This window comes from Ruegeria sp. BF8, from assembly GCF_056538625.1.
The window spans coordinates 1,282,917-1,297,550 of the sequence record NZ_JBQFTL010000001.1 but is presented as its reverse complement, the minus strand read 5'-3'; the positions used below and the strand labels follow the sequence as shown (position 1 = coordinate 1,297,550).

General features: G+C 62.5%; 16 protein-coding genes. 13 read left to right on the top strand and 3 right to left on the bottom strand.

Annotated features, from left to right (window positions below):
• Position 1 precedes the first annotated feature (1 nt).
• The 3 genes from ACR0LD_RS06455 to preA all read left to right on the top strand — a co-directional run bounded on the left by ACR0LD_RS06455 (position 2) and on the right by preA (position 3,503).
• On the top strand, positions 2–634 hold the full coding sequence (locus ACR0LD_RS06455; RefSeq protein WP_480636049.1) for a cupin domain-containing protein: 633 nt from the start codon (positions 2–4) through the stop codon (positions 632–634).
• 160 nt (positions 635–794) lie between these two features.
• Complete coding sequence (locus ACR0LD_RS06450) at positions 795–2,129, top strand: NAD(P)-dependent oxidoreductase (protein WP_170357545.1); 1,335 nt, start codon at positions 795–797, stop codon at positions 2,127–2,129.
• 69 nt (positions 2,130–2,198) lie between these two features.
• Positions 2,199–3,503, top strand: coding sequence for an NAD-dependent dihydropyrimidine dehydrogenase subunit PreA (gene preA, locus ACR0LD_RS06445; RefSeq protein ID WP_170368317.1), 1,305 nt, complete (start codon positions 2,199–2,201; stop codon positions 3,501–3,503).
• Between the two features lie 44 nt (positions 3,504–3,547).
• Here the strand turns inward: preA and ACR0LD_RS06440 are convergent, their stop codons facing one another.
• Entirely contained in the window at positions 3,548–4,156 is a 609-nt protein-coding gene (locus ACR0LD_RS06440; protein WP_093961802.1) for a TetR family transcriptional regulator C-terminal domain-containing protein, read from the bottom strand.
• A 171-nt stretch (positions 4,157–4,327) separates the two neighbouring features.
• On the opposite strand from ACR0LD_RS06440, the gene ACR0LD_RS06435 reads away from it, so the two are divergent.
• From ACR0LD_RS06435 to ACR0LD_RS06390, 10 genes are all read left to right on the top strand, one after another.
• Positions 4,328–5,578 (top strand): Zn-dependent hydrolase, encoded by a 1,251-nt coding sequence (locus tag ACR0LD_RS06435; protein WP_480636046.1) that lies wholly within the window; start codon positions 4,328–4,330, stop codon positions 5,576–5,578.
• Between the two features lie 72 nt (positions 5,579–5,650).
• On the top strand, positions 5,651–7,105 hold the full coding sequence (hydA, locus tag ACR0LD_RS06430) for a dihydropyrimidinase (protein ID WP_170339070.1): 1,455 nt from the start codon (positions 5,651–5,653) through the stop codon (positions 7,103–7,105).
• Positions 7,106–7,156: 51 nt separating this feature from the next.
• Positions 7,157–7,954 (top strand): ABC transporter ATP-binding protein, encoded by a 798-nt coding sequence (locus ACR0LD_RS06425; protein WP_480636044.1) that lies wholly within the window; start codon positions 7,157–7,159, stop codon positions 7,952–7,954.
• Positions 7,954–8,385 (top strand): N-acetyltransferase family protein, encoded by a 432-nt coding sequence (locus ACR0LD_RS06420; RefSeq protein ID WP_480636042.1) that lies wholly within the window; start codon positions 7,954–7,956, stop codon positions 8,383–8,385. Before ACR0LD_RS06425 ends, ACR0LD_RS06420 begins: the two co-directional genes overlap by 1 nt.
• Entirely contained in the window at positions 8,382–9,299 is a 918-nt protein-coding gene (locus ACR0LD_RS06415; protein WP_170439566.1) for an ABC transporter permease, read from the top strand. The genes ACR0LD_RS06420 and ACR0LD_RS06415 overlap by 4 nt, the downstream gene beginning before the upstream one ends.
• Positions 9,296–10,141 carry an ABC transporter permease gene (locus ACR0LD_RS06410; protein WP_480636040.1) on the top strand — a complete coding sequence of 282 codons (846 nt, stop codon included), beginning with the start codon at positions 9,296–9,298 and terminating at the stop codon, positions 10,139–10,141. The genes ACR0LD_RS06415 and ACR0LD_RS06410 overlap by 4 nt, the downstream gene beginning before the upstream one ends.
• 63 nt (positions 10,142–10,204) lie before the next feature.
• Complete coding sequence (locus tag ACR0LD_RS06405; RefSeq protein WP_093961809.1) at positions 10,205–11,194, top strand: ABC transporter substrate-binding protein; 990 nt, start codon at positions 10,205–10,207, stop codon at positions 11,192–11,194.
• 152 nt (positions 11,195–11,346) lie between these two features.
• Entirely contained in the window at positions 11,347–12,060 is a 714-nt protein-coding gene (locus ACR0LD_RS06400; protein WP_170339062.1) for an ABC transporter permease, read from the top strand.
• Entirely contained in the window at positions 12,053–12,787 is a 735-nt protein-coding gene (locus tag ACR0LD_RS06395; protein WP_170437229.1) for an ATP-binding cassette domain-containing protein, read from the top strand. Before ACR0LD_RS06400 ends, ACR0LD_RS06395 begins: the two co-directional genes overlap by 8 nt.
• 19 nt (positions 12,788–12,806) lie before the next feature.
• A complete protein-coding gene (locus tag ACR0LD_RS06390; RefSeq protein ID WP_170368320.1) occupies positions 12,807–13,625 on the top strand; it encodes an ABC transporter substrate-binding protein in 819 nt (272 codons plus the stop codon).
• Positions 13,626–13,631: 6 nt separating this feature from the next.
• On the opposite strand, the gene ACR0LD_RS06385 is transcribed toward ACR0LD_RS06390, so the two are convergent.
• Together ACR0LD_RS06385 and ACR0LD_RS06380 are read right to left on the bottom strand one after the other, a co-directional pair.
• Complete coding sequence (locus ACR0LD_RS06385; protein WP_480636037.1) at positions 13,632–14,504, bottom strand: substrate-binding domain-containing protein; 873 nt, start codon at positions 14,502–14,504, stop codon at positions 13,632–13,634.
• Positions 14,505–14,630 (bottom strand): hypothetical protein, encoded by a 126-nt coding sequence (locus ACR0LD_RS06380; RefSeq protein ID WP_261392079.1) that lies wholly within the window; start codon positions 14,628–14,630, stop codon positions 14,505–14,507. It abuts the gene before it with no gap.
• Between the last annotated feature and the right edge of the window lie 4 nt (positions 14,631–14,634).

Below are 14,634 nucleotides of genomic sequence, written 5' to 3'. Positions count from 1 at the left end.
CATGCGGATCAATGCAGATTTCACCCAGCGGGTGGCGGTTCACTTCGACCAGACCGAATGGGTGGCCTCGCCAGCCGCCGGGGTCGAGCGCAAGATGCTGGACCGGATCGGCGACGAGGTGGCGCGCGCCACCACCATCGTGCGCTTTGCCCCCGGCAGCGCCTTTGCCGCCCACACCCATGACGGGGGCGAGGAATACCTGGTTCTGGACGGCGTGTTCCAGGACGAGACCGGAGATTTCCCGGTGGGCAGCTATGTCCGCAACCCGCCGACCTCGTCGCATACGCCATCGGCCAGCCAGGGCGCGACGATTCTGGTCAAACTGCACCAGTTCGACCCGAACGACCGAACCACCGTGCGCCGCTCGATCAACGGTGCGGACCAAGTGCCGCTGTTCAAGGACGACCATGAAGCGGTCGAAATGCGCAGTTGGCCGCCCGGTCAGGTCGTACCGATTGACGCACCCGGCGGGGCCGAGGTCTTTGTGATCGACGGCGGTTTCACCGAACAAGGCGAGGATTTCGCGCGATGGGACTGGCTGCGTCTGCCGCCCGGAACGCGCACCGAATTGCGGGCAGGACCGGATGGCGCCCGCGTCTGGATGAAGTCAGGCCACCTGTCCGGCATGGTCTGAGGCCGGTTTCGCCTGAAAAACGGGCAGATGCCGCCAAAAAACCGGGTCATTCGGCCCGGTTTTCGCTTTTTTGACCATTTGGCAAATTTTACCAATTGATAAAATTTTTGTTTGTGGCAAGCTGGTCTCAATAACAAACATATCTACAGGGAGTAGAGTGATGGCACAGGGCCAGATGGCACCCGGCATCGTCGCCGGGCGGCTTTCCAGCGATGAGCTGACCTCGAATTTCACCGATCTGCATCCGCCTCTGGCGCCGCACGAGGCCGCCGTGGCCGCCGATCGGTGTTATTTCTGCTATGACGCGCCGTGCGTGACGGCCTGTCCGACCGATATCGATATTCCGCTGTTCATCCGGCAGATTCAAGCAGGACAACCGGAGTCGGCGGCGAAGACGATCCTCGATCAGAACATCCTGGGCGGCATGTGTGCCCGTGTGTGTCCGACCGAAACGCTGTGCGAGGAAGCCTGTGTGCGCGAAACGGCCGAGGGCAAGCCGGTCGAGATCGGGCGCTTGCAGCGGTATGCGACCGACACGCTGATGCAGGCCGGTGTGCACCCGTTCACACGCGCGGCCCCCACCGGCAAGACCGTTGCCGTAATCGGGGCAGGGCCGGCGGGGCTGGCCTGTGCGCATCGGCTGGCGATGCTGGGCCATGACGTGGTGATCCATGAGGCGAAACCCAAACCCGGCGGGCTGAACGAGTACGGGATCGCCGCATACAAGGCGACCAATGACTTTGCCCAGGCCGAGGTGGACTGGCTGCTGAAGATCGGCGGCATCGCGATTGAAACCGGCTCGGTTCTGGGCGACACCATCTCGTTGGACGGATTGTTGGAGGCCTACGACGCAGTCTTCCTGTCAATCGGCCTTGCAGGCGTCAACGCCTTGCGCGCGCAAGGGTCGGACAAGGACGGCGTCAGGAACGCTGTCGACTTCATCGCAGATGTTCGGCAAGCATCCGATTTGGCAAAACTGCCGGTAGGCCGAAACGTGGTGATTATCGGCGGTGGAATGACGGCCGTGGATGCCGCGGTGAAATCCAAGCTGCTGGGGGCCGAACATGTGACCATCGCCTATCGCCGCGGTCGAGACGCAATGGGCGCCAGCCGCTACGAACAGGATCTGGCGGCATCCCACGGTGTCCGAATTCTGTGCAACGTTCAGCCGGTGGCAATTCACGGAAACGGAGCGGCGGCCGAGATCGAATTGGAGTATACTGCCACCGTAGATGGCACGTTGACCGGCACGGGCGAAACCATTCGACTGCCTGCGGATCAGGTTCTGAAGGCGATCGGTCAGACCTTGGATGGTGCTCCGGAAGGGTTGGAACTCGACGGCAACAAGATCGCCGTTGACGCAACCGGGCGCACCTCGGTTCCCGGGGTCTGGGCCGGCGGAGACTGTGCCGCGGGCGGCGAGGATCTTACCGTGACCGCCGTGGCCGAGGGCCGCGATGCCGCGATGGACATTCACGCCAGCCTGAGTGCCTGAGCAGGGCGTCGGCGCGTGAATATGTGTGACAAGACGAAGATGCATCTTCGCATCAGGGAGGCCGGATAAATGGCTGATTTGAAAACGAACTTTCTGGGTATCGAAAGCCCCAACCCCTATTGGCTGGCCTCGGCGCCGCCGACCGACAAGGAATACAACGTCCGGCGTGCCTTCGAGGCCGGATGGGGTGGCGTCGTGTGGAAAACGCTGGGGTCCGAAGGACCGCCGGTGGTCAACGTGAATGGCCCCCGGTACGGGGCGATCTACGGGGCCGACCGGCGTCTGCTGGGCCTCAACAACATCGAACTGATCACCGACCGGCCGCTCGAGGTGAACCTCGAGGAGATGGCCCGCGTCAAGGCGGATTACCCGGATCGCGCGCTGATCGCCTCGATCATGGTGCCGTGCGAGGAGGAGGCGTGGAAAGCCATCCTGCCGCGTGTTGCCGAAACCGGCGCCGACGGGATCGAGCTGAACTTCGGCTGCCCGCACGGGATGAGCGAGCGCGGTATGGGCTCGGCCGTGGGGCAGGTGCCCGAATACATCGAAATGGTCACCCGCTGGTGCAAGAAATACTATGACCGTCCGGTGATCGTGAAGCTGACGCCCAACATCACCGACATTCGCAAGCCGGCGGCTGCAGCCAAGAACGGCGGGGCAGACGCGGTGTCGCTGATCAACACGATCAACTCGATCACCAGCGTCAATCTGGACACGTTCAGCCCAGAGCCCTCGATCGACGGCAAGGGCAGCCACGGCGGCTATTGCGGCCCGGCGGTCAAGCCCATCGCCCTGTCGATGGTCTCCGAGATCGCCCGTGCCGAGGCGACCCAAGGCCTGCCGATCTCGGGCATCGGCGGGGTGACCACATGGCGCGACGCGGCCGAGTTCATGGCGCTGGGCTGCGGTACGGTGCAGGTATGCACCGCGGCGATGACCTATGGGTTCAAGATCATCGACGAACTGACGGCGGGCCTGTCGCAGTGGATGGACGAGAAGGGCTACTCCGACGTCTCCGAAATCGTCGGGCGCGCCGTCCCGAACGTGACCGACTGGCAGTATCTGAACCTGAATTACGTCGCCAAGGCCAAGATCGATCAGGATCAGTGCATCAAGTGCGGCCGCTGCTATGCGGCCTGCGAGGACACCAGCCACCAAGCCATCTCCATGTCGTCCGACCGCGTGTTCGAGGTGATCGACGAAGAATGCGTGGCCTGCAACCTGTGCGTGGATGTCTGTCCGGTCGAGGGCTGTATTTCGATGGTGCCGATGGCGGCGGGTGAGGTCGATCCGCGCACCGGCAAGGTGGTGCAGCCTGACTATGCCAACTGGACGACCCACCCGAACAACCCGATGGCCAAGGCCGCCGAGTGACCGGCGTCAGATCACGCAAAAGGGGCCGCGCTGCGGCCCTTTTTTCATGGGGTCAGCAGTTTTCGATAAAGGGTGTCGATGAAGGGCGCGGCGCCTTCGAACGGGTCTTCGTCGCCCAGGATCGCGCGCACCTGAACATCGAAATCCGCATAATGCTGGGTCAGCGCCCAGATCGAAAAGATCAGGTGATGCGGGTGCAGGCGTGCGATTTTGCCCTGGTCCATCCAGTGCGTCAGAACGGCCGCCTTCTGATCGACCAGCGCTTTCAGATCGTTCGACAGGGCGTCATGGATACGGGGCGCGCCCTGCACCAGCTCGTTCGCGAACAGGCGGCTTTCGCGCGGCAACTCGCGGCTCATCTGCAGCTTGCGCTTGATGTACGAGAGGATCTCCTCCATCGGCTCGCCGTTTTCGTCAAGGTCGTGCAGCGGCGCCAGCCAGGTGTCCAGCAGGCCGGACAGAAGCGCGGTGTGGATCGCCTCTTTTGACGGAAAATAATACAAAAGGTTCGGCTTGCTCAGCCCGGCCTCGGCCGCGATCTGATCGACGGTCGCCCCGCGAAACCCATGGGCCGAAAACACGTTCAGTGCGGCCTCGAGAATCGCGGCGCGGTTCTTTTTCTGAATTCGGGTCGGGGCGCGGTCTTTGGGCATGTATGCGGGGCGTCTCTTTTTCGAACAAGCAGGTGTTGAATATGCCGATTTTTGCATCGGTGCGATGCAATTTCTTGACTGATGTCGAACCCGTGATAGCGTGAGTTTGACCAGATGGTCAAATCAAGACACCAAAAGCGAGCCTAATCGCAAGCAACAGGGAAGACGAACATGGCAGCTCCGGCGCAGAATCTCAGGATCAATGGCGACAGGTTGTGGGACACCCTGATGGAGATGGCCGAGATCGGCCCGGGCGTTGCCGGCGGCAACAACCGCCAGACCCTGACCGACGAGGATGCCGAGGGCCGAGCGCTGTTCCAGAAATGGTGCGAAGAGGCCGGGTGCACCATGGGCCTTGACCAGATGGGCAACATGTTCGCCATGCGCCCCGGCACCGACCCCGATGCGCTGCCGGTCTATGTCGGCTCGCACCTGGATACGCAGCCGACCGGCGGCAAGTATGACGGGGTGCTGGGGGTTCTGGGTGCGCTCGAGATCATTCGCACCCTGAACGATCTGGGCATCAAGACCAAACACCCGATCGTGGCCACCAACTGGACCAACGAAGAGGGCACCCGCTTCGCCCCCGCCATGCTGGCCTCGGGCGTGTTCGCGGGGATGCACACGCAGGATTGGGCCTATGACCGCGAGGATGCCGAAGGCAAGAAATTCGGCGACGAATTGCAGCGAATTGGCTGGCGCGGCGACGAAGAGGTCGGGGCCCGCAAGATGCATGCTTTCTTTGAGCTGCATATCGAACAGGGCCCGATCCTCGAGGCAGAGGGCAAGGATATCGGCGTCGTCACCCATGGGCAGGGCCTCAGCTGGACCCAGGTGACCGTGACCGGCAAGGACGCGCATACCGGCTCGACCCCGATGCCGATGCGCAAGAATGCCGGGCTGGCGATGGCGCGCATTCTCGAAAAGGTGGACGAGATTGCCTGGTCGCACGCGCCCCATGCCGTGGGGGCTGCCGGGCATATCGACGTCTATCCGAACTCGCGCAACGTGATCCCGGGCAAGGTGGTGTTCACGGTCGATTTCCGCTCGCCCGAGTTGGACGTCATCAAGGACATGGAGAACCGCCTGCGCGTCGCGGCCGAGGACATCGTGGATGAATTGGGCCTGCAGGTCGAGTTCGAGAAGGTCGGCGGGTTCGACCCGGTGAAATTCGACGAAACCTGCGTCGCCGCCGTGCGCAACGCGGCCGAGCGGCTGGGCTATTCGCACACCAACATCATCTCGGGCGCGGGGCACGATGCCTGCTGGATCAACCGCGTGGCGCCGACCGCCATGGTGATGTGCCCCTGCGTGGATGGCCTGAGCCACAACGAGGCCGAGGAAATCAGCAAGGAATGGGCAACCGCCGGGGCGGATGTGCTGTTCCACGCGGTCGTCGAAACAGCCGAGATCGTGGAGTAGCCTTGGCCGCGCGCCCCCGAATCCGCCGAAAACCAACAGAGGCGCAACAGACGCGCCCGCAGGGAGTTGAACATGAGCACAGTCATCAAGAACGGAACCGTCGTCACTGCGGATCTGACCTACAAGGCCGACGTCAAGATCGAAGGCGGCGTGATCACCGAGATCGGGCCGGATCTGAAGGGGGACGAGCAACTGGACGCGACCGGCTGTTATGTCATGCCCGGCGGGATCGATCCGCACACCCATCTGGAAATGCCGTTCATGGGAACCTATTCCAGCGATGACTTCGAAAGCGGCACCCGCGCGGCGCTGGCCGGCGGCACGACCATGGTGGTGGATTTTGCGCTGCCGAACCCGGGCGAAAGCCTGCTGGATGCGCTCAAACGCTGGGACAACAAATCGACCCGCGCAAATTGCGACTATTCCTTCCACATGGCCGTGACGTGGTGGGGCGAACAGGTGTTCGACGATCTGAAAACCGTGATCGAACAGCGGGGCATCAACACGTTCAAGCATTTCATGGCCTACAAAGGCGCCCTGATGGTCAATGACGACGAGCTGTTCGCCTCGTTCAAGCGGCTGGCCGAGCTGGGCGGGATCGCGATGGTCCATGCCGAGAATGGCGACGTGGTGGCCGAGTTGCAGGCCAAGCTGTTGGCCGAAGGCAATACCGGCCCCGAGGCCCATGCCTATTCGCGCCCGCCGCAGGTCGAGGGCGAGGCCACCAACCGCGCCATCATGATCGCCGACATGGCCGGGGTGCCCCTCTATGTGGTGCACACCTCGTGCGAAGAGGCGCATGAGGCCATCCGCCGGGCCCGGATGCAGGGCAAGCGCGTCTGGGGCGAGCCGCTGATCCAGCACCTGACGCTGGACGACAGCGAATATGCGCATCCCGATTGGGACCACGCCGCGCGCCGGGTGATGAGCCCGCCGTTCCGCAACAAGCAGCACCAGGACAGCCTGTGGGCGGGGCTGCAGTCAGGCTCGCTGAGCGTGGTGGCCACCGATCACTGCGCCTTCACGACCGAGCAGAAACGGTTCGGCGTGGGCGATTTCACCAAGATCCCGAACGGGACGGGCGGTCTGGAGGATCGGATGCCGATGCTGTGGACCCACGGCGTGGCGACCGGGCGGCTGACGCCGAACGAATTCGTGGCCGTGACTTCAACAAACATCGCCAAGATATTGAATTGCTATCCGAAAAAGGGCGCAGTTCTGGTGGGCGCAGATGCCGATCTGGTGGTGTGGGACCCGGACAAGACCAAGACCATAAGTGCGGCGACGCAGCAGTCGGCGATCGACTACAACGTGTTCGAGGGGCACGCGGTCAAGGGCCTGCCGCGCTTTACCCTGACCCGTGGACAGGTCGCGGTGCACGATGGCGAGATTCGCACGCAGGAAGGCCATGGCAAATTCGTCGCGCGCGAGGCCAACACCACCGTGAACAAGGCGCTGAGCACCTGGAAAGAGCTAACCGCCCCGCGCCCGGTTGAACGGTCGGGCATCCCGGCGACGGGGGTGTGATGCGCGAAGGTTTCAGAACGGGCAAAAAAGCCAAAACTTCAAGGCAGTAGGATGACATCGGAAAGCAATACCCAGCCCGTGATCGAGGCAAAGAACCTCGACCTGACCTTCCAGACCAATGACGGACCCGTGCACGCCCTCAAGGACGTGAACCTGGCGGTCGACAAGGGCGAATTCGTCAGTTTCATCGGCCCTTCGGGCTGCGGAAAAACGACCTTCCTGCGCTGTGTCGCTGCGCTGGAAACGCCTACGGGCGGCACGCTGACCGTCAACGGCATGACCCCGGACGAGGCCCGCCGGAACCGGGCCTATGGCTATGTGTTCCAGGCGGCGGGCCTGTACCCGTGGCGGACCATCGCCAAGAACATCAAACTGCCGCTCGAGATCATGGGATATTCGGCTCAGGAACAGGAAGAACGTGTAAAGAACGTTCTGGAACTTGTTGATCTAGCAGGGTTTGGTGCAAAATACCCCTGGCAGCTGTCGGGTGGAATGCAGCAACGAGCCAGCATCGCGCGGGCGCTGGCTTTCGACGCCGATATCCTGTTGATGGACGAGCCTTTCGGCGCGCTGGACGAGATCGTGCGTGATCACCTGAACGAACAGCTTCTGGCGTTGTGGGCGCGCACCGGCAAAACGATCGGTTTCGTCACCCACTCGATCCCCGAGGCGGTGTATCTGAGCACCAAGATCGTGGTCATGAGCCCGCGCCCCGGGCGGATCACCGATGTGATCGACAGCCCTCTGCCCAAGGAACGGCCGCTGGACATCCGCGACACGCCGGAATTCATCGAGGTCGCGCATCGCGTGCGCGAAGGGCTGCGCGCCGGGCATGGGGACGATGTGTGATGGGCAGGTATGACATCAGACGCGCGACCGAGGCGGATGTGCCAGCCTGCGCGGCGGTGGTCTCGGCCTGGGTCCGTCAGACCGAGTGGATGACGGATGAACTGCCCCAACAGGAATTGGAGGCGCTGATCGCACAGGCCTTCCCGGACCGCGAGATGTGGGTCGTGGGCGAACCCGTCGATTGCTACATGTCGGTCGATCCCGCGGCGCGGAAGGTCGGCGCGCTGTATTGCCTTCGGACCGGGCAGGGCATCGGCAAGCGCCTTCTGGATCGGGCAAAACAGGGGCGCAGCTTTCTGTGGCTGACGGCCCATCAACCGAATGCCGCCGCGCAACGCTTCTATCGCCGCGAGGGGTTTGTCGAAACCGGGACCGAGGCCGCAACGCCGCCCGAGACCGTTCCCGTGGTGCGGATGGAGTGGCACGCATGAAGCAGCTTGTTGCCGTTCTGACCGTTTTGCTGGCCATCGTCGTTATCTGGTACGCGGCCTGCATTCCGATGAACATCAAGGGCGTCCTGACCGAACAGGAACGCGCCGGGGCCGAAGTGGTTCCGCCTTCGGCCAAAGACCGCCGCGACATGGGGGAAATCGGTCTGGCGCTGCGCAACAGCTTTGCCGTTCCGGCGACTTGGGCGCAGGATCGGCCGCGTCTGCCTGCGCCGCATCAGGTGGGCATCGAGCTGTGGGAGACCACGGTTCAAAAGAAGATCACCTCGAAACGGTCGCTGGTCTATCACGGCTGGGTGACGCTCAGCGCGACGATTCTGGGCTTTGCCATCGGCACGGGGCTGGGCATCCTGCTGGCTGTGGGGATCGTGCACAGCCGGGTGATGGACCTGTCGGTCATGCCTTGGGCCATCGTCAGCCAAACCATCCCCATCATCGCGCTGGCGCCGATGATCATCGTGGTGCTGTATTCGATCGGCATTCAGGGAATCATCCCCAAGGCGGTGATCTCGGCCTATCTGAGCTTCTTCCCGGTGGTCGTGGGCATGGTCAAGGGCCTGCGCAGCCCTGATGCGATGCAGTTGGACCTGCTGCGCACCTATAATGCAAGCAACGGGCAGGCGTTCTGGAAACTGCGCCTGCCGGCCTCGATGCCCTATCTGTTCGCCTCTCTCAAGATCGGGATCGCCGCGTCGCTGGTGGGGGCCATCGTCGGCGAACTGCCGACAGGCGCCGTGGCGGGGCTGGGCGCGCGTCTGTTGGCTGGCAGCTACTACGGCCAGACGGTGCAGATCTGGTCGGCGCTGTTTGCCGCGGCCATTCTTGCGGCCTGCCTGGTGGGCCTGTTGGGCCTGATCGAGCGGGCGGTGTTGAAACGCATGGGGATGGCGCAATGATGATGGTCGGTCTTGCAATCCTTTTGTGGCTGGCCGGTTGGTGGCTGAACACCCGCCTTGCCAGCGGACCTTATGCCGACACGCGGGCGGTGCGCATTCTGGCGCCGCTGATCTTCGGCCTGACCGTCATCGGGGTTTGGGAATTGCTGGTGCGCGGGCTTGAGGTGCCTCTGGTCATCCTGCCCGCGCCTTCGGTGATCTGGGAGCGGTTCTGGGACAGCTTGCCGATCCTTTGGGCCGATTTCGTGCAGACCATCATCAAGGGCGCGCTCAGCGGCTATGTCATCGGATGCGGCGCCGCCCTCCTGATGGCAATCGCCGTGGACCGGTGGGACTTCCTGCGGCTGGGCCTGTTGCCGGTGGGCAATTTCGTAGCCGCGCTGCCGATCGTGGGCACCGCGCCGATCCTTGTGATGTGGTTCGGGTTCGACTGGCATTCGAAGGCGGCCGTTGTGGTGGTGATGGTCTTTTTCCCGATGCTGGTGAACACGGTGGCCGGCCTGCGCGAAGCCACTGCAATGCAGCGCGACCTGATGGAGACCTATGCCGCAACCTATTGGCAAAGCTTTCTGAAGCTGCGGTTGCCCGCGGCCATGCCGTTTATTTTCAACGGGTTGAAAATTTCCACCACGCTGGCCCTGATCGGCGCTATCGTGGCAGAGTTCTTCGGCTCGCCCACTTTGGGCATGGGGTTCCGGATCTCGACCAGTGTCGGGCAATTGTCGCTGGACATGGTCTGGGCGGAAATCGTGGTCGCGGCTCTGGCCGGAACCGCGTTCTATGGTCTGGTCGCCATGATCGAGAAATTGGTGACCTTCTGGCACCCGTCACAACGCAGTTAAGCGGAACAACAATTCAACAGACCCCGATAACGGGGCAGCACTAGCAACTAGGAGAAGATGAAGATGAACAAGCTACTGACCGGGGCCATAGCCGCCCTAGGATTCGCCGCAAGTTCGGCCTTTGCCGCAGACGAGGTGACGCTGCAGTTGAAATGGGTCACCCAGGCCCAGTTCGCGGGCTACTACGTCGCAAAGGACAAGGGGTTTTACGAAGAAGAGGGGCTGGATGTCACCATCCTGCCCGGCGGCCCCGACATCGCGCCCACGCAGGTGATCGCGGGCGGTGGCGCTGACGTCACCGTGGAATGGATGCCCGCCGCGTTGGCCGCGCGCGAAAAGGGGCTGCCGCTGGTCAACATTGCACAGCCCTTCAAAAGCTCCGGCATGATGCTGACCTGCTGGAAGGATGCGGGCATTTCCTCGCCCGAGGACCTCAAGAACCGCACGCTGGGCGTCTGGTTCTTCGGCAATGAATTCCCGTTCATGAGCTGGATGAGCCAGCTGGGCATCGACACCGGCGGCAAGAGCGAGAACGGCGTCGAGGTCTTGAAGCAGGGCTTCAACGTCGACCCGCTGCTGCAGCGCCAGGCCGATTGCATCAGCACCATGACCTACAATGAATACTGGCAGGTGATCGACGCCGGCGTCAGCCCCGACGAGCTGGTGACCTTCAAGTACGAAGACCAGGGCGTGGCCACGCTGGAAGATGGCCTGTACGTGCTTGAAGAAAACCTCAGCGACCCGGCCTTCGTCGACAAGATGGAACGCTTCGTGCGCGCTTCGATGAAAGGCTGGAAATACGCCGAGGAGAACCCGGACGAGGCCGCCGAAATCGTGTTGGAAAACGATGCGACCGGTGCCCAGACCGAGGAACACCAGAAGCGCATGATGGGCGAGATCGCCAAGCTGACCGCAGGTTCGAACGGCGCGTTGGATCCGGCTGACTTCGAGCGCACGGTGAACACGCTGCTGGCTGGCGGCTCGGACCCGGTGATCACCAAAAAGCCGGAAGGCGCGTGGACCAGCCAGATCACGGATGCAGCCCTGAACTGATTGGCTGTACCATGACAACAATTCAGCGCGGCCCCTGTGGGCCGCGTTTGTTTTTGCGAATGTCGGAATTTAACTGTCTTCAGAAGCAGTTTCCTCTATTATTCCTGTAAGATTTTGCGATCCCTACGAAATTCGGTGAATGCGGGAATAAAATGCAGGATTTTGCATCACAATTCAGCCAAGCGGGCCACCTGATCCTGACCGGGGATCCGGACCTTTGGGCGATCGTGATGCTGTCGCTGCAAGTCTCGGTGCTGGCTGTGTTGATTTCAGCCGTAATCGGGATGCCGGTTGGCGCGGCCTTGGCGGTGGCCCGCTTTCCCGGACGGCGCGCGTTGATCATTCTGATGAACGCTCTGATGGGCTTTCCCCCGGTTGTCGTCGGCCTGCTGGTCTACCTGATGCTGTCCCGTTCGGGTCCGCTGGGCGTGCTGGAGCTTTTGTACACGCCAACCGCCATGATCATAGCCCAAACAGTGCTGGTAACCCCGATCGTCGCGGCGCTGACACGGCAGGTGATCGAGATGCTGGCCGAGGAATATTCGGAACAGTTGCGCTCGTTGGGAGTGTCTCGGCTGGCGTCTGTTCCCGTGCTGTTGTGGGATGCGCGTCTGGCGTTGGTGACTGCATTGCTGGCCGGGTTCGGACGAGCCATCGCCGAAGTCGGCGCGGTGATTATCGTCGGCGGCAACATCAACCACGTGACACGGGTCATGACGACGACGATTGCGTTGGAGACCTCGAAAGGCAACTTGGCCTTGGCGCTGGCCTTGGGGACGATCCTGATCGGAATTGCCGTGGCCGTGAATGCGGCAGTCAGCGCCCTGACGCTTCGGGCCGAGCAGGAGGGGTTGCGCCATGCGTGATCTGATGCCGGACATGCCCAATTGTCTGCAGGCCGATGGTCTGCGAGTGGAACGCAATGGCAAGCTGTTGCTGGATGTTCCGCAGCTGATGATGGATGGTCCAGGGCCGACTTTGATCCTTGGGCCGAACGGTGCTGGCAAAAGCCTGCTGCTGCGTTGCCTGCATGGTTTGATCAAGGCCGATGCGGGGCAGGTTCTGCAGGATGGCGGAGTTCTGAATGCAGCCCACAAGGCCCGGCAGGCCATGGTGTTTCAGCAACCGGTTCTGCTGCGCCGCTCGGTGTCTGCCAATCTGGACTTTGTTTTGAAACGGTTGGGGCTCGGCAGGACTGCTCGGAAGAACCGGATCCAGGAACTTCTGGCCGAAGGAGGGCTTGAGACAAAGGCCCGGCAGTCGGCGCGCTCGCTGTCGGGTGGCGAGGCACAGCGTTTGGCCATCCTTCGCGCGCTTGCGCTTGGCCCCGAGACCCTGTTCCTGGACGAACCCACCAGCGCCCTCGATCCCGCGGCGACCCAAATGATCGAGGCGATGATCCTGCGCGCCTCGGCCCGGGGGGTGCGGATCGTGATGGTCACCCACGACGTCGGGCAAGCCCGTCGGCTGGCGGCGGATATCGTGATGATGCAGGGCGGGCGCGTGGTCGAGCATGGCACCGCCAAACAGGTGCTGGAAGCGCCACAATGTCAGGCATCGCGCCAGTATCTGGCGGGCTGGCTGGTCACATAACAACAACCGGAGGCAATCCATGTTTCGCGCAGCAATCAAAAGCGCAATGATCCTGTTCGGGCTGTTGGCCGGTCCGGCAGCGGCCGAAGAACCATTCATTGTCGTGCAGTCCACGACATCGACGCAGAATTCCGGCCTTCTGGACTTTATCCTCCCGGGGTTCGAGGCGGAAAGCGGGATCGATGTCCGTGTTGTGGCCGTGGGGACAGGGCAGGCGATCCGAAACGCGATCAACGGCGACGGTGACGTTCTGCTGGTGCATGCCAAGCCAGCGGAAGAGCAATTCGTGGCCGACGGCTGGGGTGTCGAGCGGCGGGACGTGATGTACAACGATTTTGTCTTGGTGGGGCCGAAATCGGACCCGGCCAAGATCAAAGGCGGCGACGACGCAGTGGCCGCGTTGGCAGCGATCGCGCAGGCCAAAGCTCCGTTCGCGTCGCGCGCGGATGACAGCGGGACCCACAAGGCGGAGAAGGCTCTTTGGAGCCTGTCCGGAACGGACCCGACCTTGTCTTCGGGCGAGTGGTACCGCGAGACCGGGTCGGGCATGGGTGCGACGCTCAACCTGGCTGCGGGCATGGATGCCTATGCTCTGACCGATAGGGCCACATGGCTGTCGTTCGGCAACAAGGGAAACCTTGAGGTTCTGGTCGAAGGCGATCCTCGGTTGTTCAATCAATACGGAGTGATCCTCGTGAACCCCGAAAAACATCCGCGGGTCCGGGCGGCCGCGGGAAGAAGGTTCATCGACTGGCTCACTGGCCCCGACGGTCAGGAAGCGATCGCGGCGTACAAATTGAACGGTGAGCAGCTCTTTTTTCCGAACGCGCAGCAATAGGGCCGGTCAGTCACTTGCGCCGTTGTGATGGATCTGTCCCAAGCCGGACAGATCGTATCCGCCCAATTCATCTGCGCGACGCCTGAATTTGTCCGTTCCCAAAAAAGTCAGCAGTTTCTGCATCGGCGGATCGAAACAGGACCGCCGCCAGATGGCGAGGTCGAGACGTTCGGAATGGGTCGGAATGAAGCCCAACCCGTAGAGGCGCGCCAAGGCTCCGATGCCGAATCCTGCCTCGGCCTTCCGGTCATGCAGAGCGATTGCCAGTTCCTCTTCGGTGCGGGCGCAAGTCGGCAGGGCGTGAAGATCGGCGCGGCTCAGACCGCAGCTTCGCAACTGGGCATCGAACAAGTGCTGACTGGCGGCACTGTCTTGGCGCAGCACGACACGGCGGCCTTTCAGATCACCAAAATCGGAAATTCCCTGAACCCCGGGGGCCAGCAACAGGCCGCGCTGGCGGCTTGCGACCTCGTACAGTACCGCGGGCGCCTCTCCCAGCGCATCGCGGACGGAATTGACGTTGAACCCGCTTGGTTCATGGATGTGCAGTACCGCGGCTTGTGCGTCACGTCGCGCAAGGCGGTTCAGCCCGTCGAATGAGCCGTCGTAATAGGTGGCCAACCCCGAGCCGCTTTCGCGGAGCGCCCAATCCAAAAGGGGGTCATGGCTGCCAGCCACGATGTCGGGCAGGGGCGGCTTGACCGTGTCCGGCCCGGTACGCGACGCATTGAGCCAGGCCAGTACCTCGGCCCGGGGAAAGAGAAGTTTGCCCATCGCTTTCACGCAGGGCACTTCGCCCGAAGACGCCAGATCATAGGCCTTGCGTTCGCCAATGCGCAGCAGGTCCGCCAACTCTCGTGTGGTCAGGAATTCGGACATTCAGTCTAGTCGCACCGAGGAGCCGGTCTGTGTCTCGGCCGCTGAGTGTCCGAGTTGCTGCAATACCATCGGTGCGGCGGCAGTAATGACGACCATTGCGGCGGCAGCTGCAAGAAAGGCTTTCATCTTA

Coding starts and splice junctions, on each gene's coding strand:
- ACR0LD_RS06415 (WP_170439566.1), top strand. CDS start 8,382: ATGAAGCAGCTTGTTGCCGTTCTGACCGTTTTGCTGGCCATCGTCGTT.
- ACR0LD_RS06435 (WP_480636046.1), top strand. CDS start 4,328: ATGGCAGCTCCGGCGCAGAATCTCAGGATCAATGGCGACAGGTTGTGG.
- ACR0LD_RS06440 (WP_093961802.1), bottom strand. CDS start 4,156: ATGCCCAAAGACCGCGCCCCGACCCGAATTCAGAAAAAGAACCGCGCC.
- ACR0LD_RS06400 (WP_170339062.1), top strand. CDS start 11,347: ATGCAGGATTTTGCATCACAATTCAGCCAAGCGGGCCACCTGATCCTG.
- ACR0LD_RS06455 (WP_480636049.1), top strand. CDS start 2: ATGCGGATCAATGCAGATTTCACCCAGCGGGTGGCGGTTCACTTCGAC.
- ACR0LD_RS06385 (WP_480636037.1), bottom strand. CDS start 14,504: ATGTCCGAATTCCTGACCACACGAGAGTTGGCGGACCTGCTGCGCATT.
- ACR0LD_RS06405 (WP_093961809.1), top strand. CDS start 10,205: ATGAACAAGCTACTGACCGGGGCCATAGCCGCCCTAGGATTCGCCGCA.
- ACR0LD_RS06390 (WP_170368320.1), top strand. CDS start 12,807: ATGTTTCGCGCAGCAATCAAAAGCGCAATGATCCTGTTCGGGCTGTTG.
- ACR0LD_RS06450 (WP_170357545.1), top strand. CDS start 795: ATGGCACAGGGCCAGATGGCACCCGGCATCGTCGCCGGGCGGCTTTCC.
- ACR0LD_RS06395 (WP_170437229.1), top strand. CDS start 12,053: ATGCGTGATCTGATGCCGGACATGCCCAATTGTCTGCAGGCCGATGGT.
- ACR0LD_RS06425 (WP_480636044.1), top strand. CDS start 7,157: ATGACATCGGAAAGCAATACCCAGCCCGTGATCGAGGCAAAGAACCTC.
- hydA (WP_170339070.1), top strand. CDS start 5,651: ATGAGCACAGTCATCAAGAACGGAACCGTCGTCACTGCGGATCTGACC.
- preA (WP_170368317.1), top strand. CDS start 2,199: ATGGCTGATTTGAAAACGAACTTTCTGGGTATCGAAAGCCCCAACCCC.
- ACR0LD_RS06380 (WP_261392079.1), bottom strand. CDS start 14,630: ATGAAAGCCTTTCTTGCAGCTGCCGCCGCAATGGTCGTCATTACTGCC.
- ACR0LD_RS06410 (WP_480636040.1), top strand. CDS start 9,296: ATGATGATGGTCGGTCTTGCAATCCTTTTGTGGCTGGCCGGTTGGTGG.
- ACR0LD_RS06420 (WP_480636042.1), top strand. CDS start 7,954: ATGGGCAGGTATGACATCAGACGCGCGACCGAGGCGGATGTGCCAGCC.